At 41.2% G+C, this 8,545-nt stretch carries 9 protein-coding genes; 6 read left to right on the top strand and 3 right to left on the bottom strand.

Features of this window, described 5'->3' with window-relative positions; all coding sequences use genetic code 11:
• Positions 1-1,188, top strand: a 1,188-nt coding sequence (locus VIP81_RS16125) for a hypothetical protein (protein WP_331962839.1), incomplete at its 5' end; no start/stop codon positions are given.
• 2 nt (positions 1,189-1,190) lie between these two features.
• Here VIP81_RS16125 and VIP81_RS16120 read toward each other — a convergent pair.
• The gene (locus VIP81_RS16120; RefSeq protein ID WP_331962836.1) at positions 1,191-2,360 is read right to left on the bottom strand and encodes a hypothetical protein; all 1,170 of its coding nucleotides are present in this window, start codon (positions 2,358-2,360) and stop codon (positions 1,191-1,193) included.
• Positions 2,361-2,460: 100 nt separating this feature from the next.
• Complete coding sequence (locus VIP81_RS16115; RefSeq protein WP_331962833.1) at positions 2,461-3,450, bottom strand: AraC family transcriptional regulator; 990 nt, start codon at positions 3,448-3,450, stop codon at positions 2,461-2,463.
• A gap of 906 nt (positions 3,451-4,356) precedes the next feature.
• Between VIP81_RS16115 and VIP81_RS16110 the strand changes: the two genes are divergently transcribed.
• Together VIP81_RS16110 and VIP81_RS16105 are read left to right on the top strand one after the other, a co-directional pair.
• Positions 4,357-4,845: a hypothetical protein gene (locus tag VIP81_RS16110; RefSeq protein WP_331962830.1), complete on the top strand. Its 489-nt coding sequence runs from the start codon at positions 4,357-4,359 to the stop codon at positions 4,843-4,845.
• Between the two features lie 48 nt (positions 4,846-4,893).
• Complete coding sequence (locus VIP81_RS16105) at positions 4,894-5,325, top strand: DUF6908 domain-containing protein (protein ID WP_331962827.1); 432 nt, start codon at positions 4,894-4,896, stop codon at positions 5,323-5,325.
• A gap of 227 nt (positions 5,326-5,552) precedes the next feature.
• Here VIP81_RS16105 and VIP81_RS16100 read toward each other — a convergent pair whose 3' ends face one another.
• Positions 5,553-5,900: a hypothetical protein gene (locus tag VIP81_RS16100; RefSeq protein WP_331962824.1), complete on the bottom strand. Its 348-nt coding sequence runs from the start codon at positions 5,898-5,900 to the stop codon at positions 5,553-5,555.
• Between the two features lie 551 nt (positions 5,901-6,451).
• Between VIP81_RS16100 and VIP81_RS16095 the strand changes: the two genes are divergently transcribed.
• The 3 genes from VIP81_RS16095 to VIP81_RS16085 form a co-directional block, all read left to right on the top strand.
• On the top strand, positions 6,452-6,835 hold the full coding sequence (locus tag VIP81_RS16095; RefSeq protein ID WP_331962821.1) for a plasmid mobilization protein: 384 nt from the start codon (positions 6,452-6,454) through the stop codon (positions 6,833-6,835).
• Positions 6,820-8,112 carry a relaxase/mobilization nuclease domain-containing protein gene (locus VIP81_RS16090; RefSeq protein ID WP_331962818.1) on the top strand — a complete coding sequence of 431 codons (1,293 nt, stop codon included), beginning with the start codon at positions 6,820-6,822 and terminating at the stop codon, positions 8,110-8,112. The genes VIP81_RS16095 and VIP81_RS16090 overlap by 16 nt, the downstream gene beginning before the upstream one ends.
• Positions 8,113-8,158: 46 nt before the next feature.
• Positions 8,159-8,545: YWFCY domain-containing protein (locus tag VIP81_RS16085; RefSeq protein ID WP_331962815.1), on the top strand; the 387-nt coding region annotated here is incomplete at its 3' end.

The raw sequence follows: 8,545 nt of genomic DNA, 5'->3' as shown, positions 1-8,545 counted from the left end.
AATAGTCATCAGCATGAAGGAACCGGCAATTATCACTGGCATCCAGTTCCATGTATAAAGTTTCATCTCGATTTAAAAACGTCACAGAACCTGTTTTCAAAAAATTTGCACCTGAACCATGATTTAATATCTAATCCTATTCAGTTTAGTCTGATAAGAACCTCTGGCGATAAAGCGGTGGGATATGGTTTTGGCCCTTACCTGATGGGACAGGAAAGCGATCAGCTGGATTATATTAAGTTTCATTTCACAAACTTTAGATCCTTTTCCGGCAAGGCTTCAGTAGACGGGAATAGTAAAAATTATGGTAACAGTCTGAAATTACGCTATGAAGATTATATCATTGAAATCCAGTACAAAGCAGTACATGAATCCATTACTCTGCTAAAGGATGAAGGCGGTTTTCTGATTACTACAGTAGGAACGATCCGTAAAAAGAATGGCACATTTAGCTTTGAACAGTGCAGTCAAACACTGGAAGCCTTCACTGCTTTCATATCATTTTTCAATGGTCTGAAAGTAAAGCCTGTATTTATTCATGGCTTCAAGGAAGAGAAAATTATCTTTAGAAAATATTCAATTGAAACAGATATCCATAAGTACCGCGGGACCGAATCCTGGATGCCCAGACGGATAGATGAAGAAATGCTCAATGTTGCCTGGCAACGATTTGCAGAACTTTGGAAGCAGGAGGACGAACGACACATTTTAGATCTATCCATCCATTGGTATCTGGAAGCCCTTATTACACCACAAATAGAATCGGCTATTATTCTTGCGCAGACATCGCTGGAATCCATTGCGTCCCTTTATCTAAAAGGTTCGCCCTCCAATCAGTTCAACAGAAACACTTCTGCAGAAGGAAAACTCAATAGTATTTTTGGCAGAAACCAGATCAATAAGAAGATCCCAGCTAATCTAACAGACTTAGTGGCTTTTGCTACAACTCATACTAAAAACAATGGCGCAGCTGTTCTCACAACCATACGTAACACCGTAGCCCATTCAGACCCTCATAATATCTCACTGTTCAAGCAACTAACCTATGAAACTAATTCACAGGCTTTGTCACTTGCACTTTACTACTTTGATGTCCTGCTATTAAAATGGCTCGGATACAAAGGCACTATCCATTCCAGGGTGGCAGACAGAAAAAACAACATTTTGGAAGAGGAATCGTTAGCATAACCCTACATCTTCCTACTAATATTCGCCAACTGGACCAGCAGATCATAAAGCCTTTGCTTGTTCTTTGGATCAATATCATAGTAACTACTATGCAGATGGGTATAACTGATCTGGTCTGATTTCAGACTGGTATAGTGGGTAGCCACAAATTCCAGTAGTTTTTTCACATTGCTATTCTGTATAGCCCCCATCTCTTTAAATACTCTAAAAATCGCTGCCAGCAAAGGAACCGATAAATTGGTTTGGACTTTATATTCATCCTCGCCCGCCGTCCCATTGTCACCCACCATCACTGCATTAGGATGTAGCAACTGTATTTCATCATTTATTTGATCAATAATTTGCTGATCAATACTGGGAAGATCCGGTATCAAACGGCCAGGCGCTAGTATTACCACTTCATTTACCATTCTTTTATAGTTGTGAAGCAGCTTTACTTTATCATCCGCAGTTTCCAAACTTGATAATTTCTTCCTTACAAGCTGTTGCACAAAATAATTGGCAAACAAAGGTGTGTTGTAATTTATACGTAGCAGAAGTTCATCCAATAATGGTAATCCACCATAATGCGCGTCATACAAAGAAGAATTTCGTAACTCAAACCACGCCGTTTTAAGATATAAAAAAATCCTGTAAGGTAAATGCACTCGCTCGTTAGAAGCAAACGCACGTAAATTATCCAGTACAAGCTCTACTAAAGCTGGATCTTGCTTAAAGTCGTATAACTTCTTCTCCAGTAAAGGTAGCTCCCTGGTAATTAACTCCCGGCATACTGCGTGATAACTCTCCGGCACTCGTTGGTCCAGATCAAAATATTTTAGAAAATCATTCTCAATAAAATCCAATAGCCCGCCCAGGCATTGTTGCAGTCTCTTATAAAAGAAAACCGATAACCGGTTACCACTGCCAGATTCTGCTGCTTTACTGATTTGGTCGATTAAATGAATTAAAAGCACCTGATAGCGATTAACCAGCACCTGCATATTCATCTCATCCTTTGTATTAAACATATCTTCCAGCATGGCAAGCCGTACTTTCGTCTTTTCCTCAGCTGCTACAACTAAAGTCTGCTTTACAAATGCCGTGTCCAGGGCTTCTGGGGATTTATTTACTGCCGGCAGGGTTTGGGTAATCAGCAAATCAAACCACTCTAAAGAATACTTTCTCTGCATAGGATCTAAGTTTTTCAAGTATGATCTGATTCTAAGTTACAAAGCAAACAGGTCCTGCCGTTTGGCAAAACGGAGAGAAAATAACGCAATCGGGAGCATCTTAGAAAACACCATTTTTCCGATAAGCAGCTGGCGTAATTCCCACCCGTTGCTTAAATGCTGCAATAAAACTGGATAGGTACTGATATCCCGTTGCAGTGGCAATTTCCTCCAAACTTAAATCCGTTTCCCGCAGCCATTGCTGGGCTACCTGAATCCGCCTACTCAACTGGTAATCAAAAATCGACGAGCCGGTAAGTACCTGGAAGCCCTTTTTTAATTTATACTCATTGATATATACCATCCGGGATAAATCTTTTATGGTATAATGGGTATCAAGGTTCTCACTCAACAAATCTTTTACCGCTATGATCCGCTGCCGCTCTTCATGGGTCAGAGACACTTCTGATCTGTTACTGCCGTGAGCGACTGTAAACACCTCTGTCATTATATCCATTATCCTGGCATCTGCAAACATACCCCGTAGGCTGCCCATGTAGTTACAATGGAGTAGTTTATCAATACAATCCAGGAGTACCGCTGTTGCATTCACCGGGGATATTGTAAGGCTTACCGGATCATTCCCATTGAGTCGATCCATAAAATCATTCAGTACCGGGTAATAAGTGATAAAATGATTCAGATACTCAATAGGCATCGCTATATCCAGCATACTATAAATAGCACCTCCGCTAAACCGGAAGATACTTTTTGGATTAGGATGATAGAATAATAAAAACTGGCCTGGTAAAAGTTGAAAATCACCCAACCTTTCCAGTTCAAAATTCAACAAATTATCCAGTGCCACCCGGAGTATCATTTTGGGGCTATCACAACTACTAATTAGAATATCTTCCTTGTCAAAACTGAATGTGTTATACCATATTCCATAGTCATTACATTCCCATATGCACTGAAATAATAATGCACCATTCTGGTACCTGGCAGTGGCATTCTTTTGGGATATTATCTGGTATGGCGCTAAATTTTCCGAAACAGCTTCTGTATAGCTAAGAGGTATACCGCTGGCAGAGGTTACTGTACAACGCATGATTATCACATTTGGTTAACTAAAGGACTTATTAAACATCCATCTGTATTCCGGTAATAGGTACCATTGAAATATCGCGGATAAAAGGGATTTAATAATTATGGCTACAACAACGGATACTGTGTATTCTGAATTTACAAAAAACTGCGATATAAAATCATGGCGTTTCTATACAAGATAAGTAACAGCCCATTGCAGGAAATTGATAGTCAATATGAAAGAGCTGATTTGCAGCTATATTAATTAATAACATTCCAATACTGGAGTGTACTCTTAAAGGCAATTCCCTTTTTTCGCCGGCATTTATCTCTACATATAGCCACCGTTGCGACGCTCCGTTTAAAATCCACCAATTCATATCAGCTTTCTTTTTTGAAGATACTCTATACTAAAGCATTCTTCCTCTCCGAAAGATATTGTGCCTGTCAGCTCATACGAAAGTCTGCGCCTCCGCTGTGCTGCGTCTGGCCTTCGGTTGAGAAAAAATAATCTCCACCACGTTCATGATGTCTTCTTCAATCGACTGCGGTCGTATTTTTTTTCCTCAAACTTTCTCCTTCCTTCCATGCCCAATCTGCTGGTCGCTACGGGAAAATAGCAAGGCAGGGAGCCGAGCATTACAGATTTTCTAACCGTAAAATTTAGCGACTATGACACACAATCATCTTTCCCGCTTAATGCGGCTATCATGGCAAATCCAGCGCCAACGGCACGTTAGCCGTTCAAAGGCCCTTTTTTCTGCATGGGCTATTCTTTTAAATGAAGATATAACTGTTTGGTTTTTGGTGAAAAAGTACAGCCATAGCAGTTACGTAAACCGTGTAAATCCACAGCAATTAACCCTGTTGGGTAACCTCTAACCTTAACCCCTGCCTGCACTGGCAGTATAAACCAGGTGCATAGCATATGCAATACTTTTTTGATTGTAAAACATTGGACGAAGTAAAAGCCCGCTATAAAAAATTAGCCAAAGAAAACCACCCGGATCTGGGAGGTGATACCGCCACCATGCAGAAAATAAATAATGAATACGCTTTTGCATGTGCGCAGCTGCTCAAAGGGGCTAATCTGTCTGCGGAAGAAACAGACCAGCAAATGAAAATGTCGGAAGAATACAGAGAAGCCCTGGAGAAAATTATCCATCTCCCTGGCGTCATCATAGAACTGGTAGGACACTGGATCTGGGTTACAGGTGAAACCAGGCTAGTAAAAGGAGCTTTAAAAGAAGCCGGTTTTTTCTTTGCCTCAAAAAAAGTTGCCTGGTACTTCCGTACAGATGACTACAAAGCTAACCGAGGGAGCAAAATGACACTGGAAGAAATCCGCGATAAATACGGATCAGAAACCATTAAAAGAAACAACGCAGGAAAACGCTGGCAGATTGAAAGAAAATAACCTTTAAAACCGGGTGCCTCGCCGGAAAACAAGGGAGGCAATTTTCATATGAAAAAGTTAAATCAATATAGCACACAGGTTTTCTGTCAAATTTTACTGACACTGGGAAGCCGTAACCATTTTAAAATATATCATGAGCCATATATGCCGTTATCATTTGAAAAACTTTATTCCGGCATTAAAACACCATGGGGAGCTGGCACCGTTTATAGCCTCTCTCACTCTTTTGTACAAAATGGGGATCTGATGCGAGATCCCGAAATCTGCTTCATAGTCGTAGATAATCGTGAGCAGCCGGACGATTGGCAACTTATCGGCATTTATCCCCAGCTAATACAACAGGACACTATGGGACTATACAAAGAGTGCGTAATAATTGAAGACTTCACTGTTACCCGTTACCATCCCAAGTGGCAAAATGATATTTGTAATTTGGCCAATTTATGGCTTAAAAATATTAAAGATCAGGGATTTTTATAAAATTCACTATTACGTTACAGGAAGCATGAAGTTATCGTGCTTCCTGTAAATAAGAAATTAACGGCCTGTCCCGAAGGGCAGGCCGTTGTGACATATTTTAAAAGATGACTTCCGTACAAAAAAAAATCCGGGCAGGAATGCCCGGAACACCTTATCTACAACTGTAACTACGAAAAACCATTAATATCTCCGGAAGCCAATAGCTCACTACTTATACGTACTAGCAACTAACTACTCGCTATTGTAGCCCTACGCAACATTATATTCCCACTTCCATTTTTTTCTGTCACTAAATGATATAGCGTACCGACAGGGCAATTCCTAAAATCTACTATGCCATCATCAAGTTTGTACTCATGATTGTCTTTCCTTCGGAATACAGTTAACCTGAATTTTTTCCCAGTATCATTTTCGCTTAAAAAGCAGGTTATACCAGCTGCATTCTTTGTCCAGATTTTAAAATCCAGCAACGCGCATACATCGCCTATGGGTAGATAGTGAGCCTCATATAAATATTCCCGTGGCTCATATCCGGCATCTAAGGCCTGTAAGAAAGTATTCACATTTTCATTCATCACATTGCATATTTGGTTACTGAAAGCAAATGTAAATATTAACTGTATTGCAAGCCTGTATTGAATCTGCACAGGTGGTATTTCATAAAGCGTGCAACGTTAGCTTTGTTCTGATAATGATTTTGTGCATCCGAAAAACGGGAAAGAGATGATAAGAACAAACTTGGTAGCCTCCAAACTAAGCAGGCATAGTAGGCTACAGGCTGACAGATTAGCAGCTTTTACATACCTAAGCCATGAATCCGCGATATAGCTTGTTACTGCATATTCCAGGACGCCCCCCTTTCTCATTTACTCCTGTGCGTCGGTTCCTGAAATACCAGATTTTATTTGTGACGATATAGGACACCTCAATATATCCAAAGATCAAAGACGAGGTTTTATCAACCCTGAATTTCATTCAGGAAGACAGATCAGGGTGCCGGTACCCGCACCCGGCGAGATGTACCGTTGTTGCACAACGGGATCTCGCCCTGCCTCCAAAGTCGGCGGGGTATAGTGCTAATCCGGCTCGGAACTCGCCGGATTTTTCAAGACTAAAAATTACCTATATGGAGAAGACACCAAAGAAATGGATAAGTATCCGCACCAAACCTGCGGAATATGATACCATATATAATCAATATCAGCAGACTACCTGCCGTAATCTGAGCCAGTATGCAAGACAGGTATTGTTAAAAAAGCCGGTGGTAATGAAGTACCGTAATCAATCAGCAGATGAAATATTGTCAGCCCTGATTGCGATAAAAAACGAGATGACGGCTATAGGGAACAACTATAACCAGGCTGTGAAAAAATTACATACTGTGAAGGACATACCAGAAATGCTCACCTGGATTTTATCCAACGACTTACGTCAGCAGCAACTACTTGAATTCACAAAGAGCATCCTACTTCAACTGGAAAAAATTTACGGCCAATGTATGCAGAAATAGGTAAACCCACAGCCAACATCGGCAAAATGCTGAATTATAATGAGCAGAAGGTACAGGCAGGAACAGCGGCGCTACTCTATGCTGGCAACTTCTTACAGGAGAAGGAACATCTTAGTTTTTACGATAAACTCAGTCGCTTTACCGATTTAAATGAACTCAATACCCGCACCAGTAAGAATGCCATCCACATTATCCTCAATTTTCATCCTACCGATAATTTAAACGATGACTTGATGAGTAATATCGGAAACGATTATATGAAAAGAATAGGTATGGGCAATCAACCATACTTGCTATATCGGCATTCAGATACAGTACTGCCGCATATCCATATCGTTACTAATTTGATTCAGGAAACAGGCAAGCGAATCCCTACACACAATATGGGCAGGGATAAGTCTGATCCAGCCAGGAGGGATATTGAAATTGAATATGGACTGGCAAAGGCGGCCGACCATCCGGAAGAAAAGCAATTTTTTATACCCACGCTTCACCTTGAAAAAGTGTTATACGGCAAAAGTGAAACCAAACGCGGCATCAGCAATGTGCTGGCTAACGTTGTAGATACCTATAAGTACAGCTCACTTACCGAACTGAATGCTATACTTGGGTTGTGTAACGTGTATGCTGATCCTTGTAAGGATAACTCCCGCGTATTCCGCAATAACGGTCTGTTATACCGGGTATTGGACGAAAACGGCAACAAGATCGGGAAACCCATTAAGGCCAGCTCCATCTACTTCAGGCCAACATTGGCTTATCTGGAAAAAAAGTTCCAGGAAGGAAATATTCTGAAACAGCCGCATGGTAAACGTATAAAAACGTTGATAGACTGGCACTTTCAGCAAAAGCCGGGGGCTTCACTGGCAGACTTATTCAGATCTCTGGAGAAAGAAGGTATTTCCTCTGTTCGCAGGGTAAATCAGGATGGCAGATTGTATGGTATCACCTTCGTGGATCACACCTCTAAAACGGTTCACAATGGTAGCTCCCTGGGCAAAGGATACAGTGCGGCTGCACTTAGCCAAAAAGCAAACAAGCCTTCGCTGACTTCATCGGTCCGCCATCACCAGGACACAGCTTCTTTCCAGGCAATACCAATCGTGACTGATCCGATTGGGCTACAAACAGGTCCACAACCAAACCTGAGTATTCAGACTGAAAATGGAGCCGGAGGAAAGATCATCGAACAGCTTATCGGGCCGGAATATAATTTCCAGGGACCGGAGCAGAACAATAAGAAAAAAAGACGGAAACGCCCGTCCATAAACAATTAAACATTAACCAGCGTACGTGCTGAGAGAGAAATGGAGGAAGTGAGTTATGCGTACCGGAGAAAACGAACAGGGTCTTCGTAAGATTCTGGACCTTACCAGATTGATAAGCCTGACTATTTTAGTCATGCACTTTTATTATTACTGCTATACTGCATTCCACGACTGGCAGCTAACATCAGATATCACGGACCGGCTGCTGGCAAATATTGCTAAAACCGGACTATTCTCTTATTTTTTAAAATCAAAATTAATTGCGCTCGGATTCTTAGGCATAACGCTACTAGGGGCGCAAGGCAGGAAAGATGAAACAGTAAAATTCAGCAGTGTCTGCGTTTATGTGCTGGCAGGATTATTACTTTATTTTACAAGCTATTTCTCCCTGTTGTTACCTGGCGATCCGCGACTTCGTGCCTGCATCTATATCACCATTACC

The organism is Chitinophaga sp. (genome assembly GCF_036566945.1).
Lineage (GTDB): Bacteria > Bacteroidota > Bacteroidia > Chitinophagales > Chitinophagaceae > Chitinophaga.
This window is presented reverse-complemented; position numbering and strand designations above follow the sequence as displayed.

Coding starts and splice junctions, on each gene's coding strand:
- VIP81_RS16120 (WP_331962836.1), bottom strand. CDS start 2,360: ATGCAGAGAAAGTATTCTTTAGAGTGGTTTGATTTGCTGATTACCCAA.
- VIP81_RS16110 (WP_331962830.1), top strand. CDS start 4,357: ATGCAATACTTTTTTGATTGTAAAACATTGGACGAAGTAAAAGCCCGC.
- VIP81_RS16095 (WP_331962821.1), top strand. CDS start 6,452: ATGGAGAAGACACCAAAGAAATGGATAAGTATCCGCACCAAACCTGCG.
- VIP81_RS16090 (WP_331962818.1), top strand. CDS start 6,820: ATGTATGCAGAAATAGGTAAACCCACAGCCAACATCGGCAAAATGCTG.
- VIP81_RS16100 (WP_331962824.1), bottom strand. CDS start 5,900: ATGAATGAAAATGTGAATACTTTCTTACAGGCCTTAGATGCCGGATAT.
- VIP81_RS16115 (WP_331962833.1), bottom strand. CDS start 3,450: ATGCGTTGTACAGTAACCTCTGCCAGCGGTATACCTCTTAGCTATACA.
- VIP81_RS16105 (WP_331962827.1), top strand. CDS start 4,894: ATGAAAAAGTTAAATCAATATAGCACACAGGTTTTCTGTCAAATTTTA.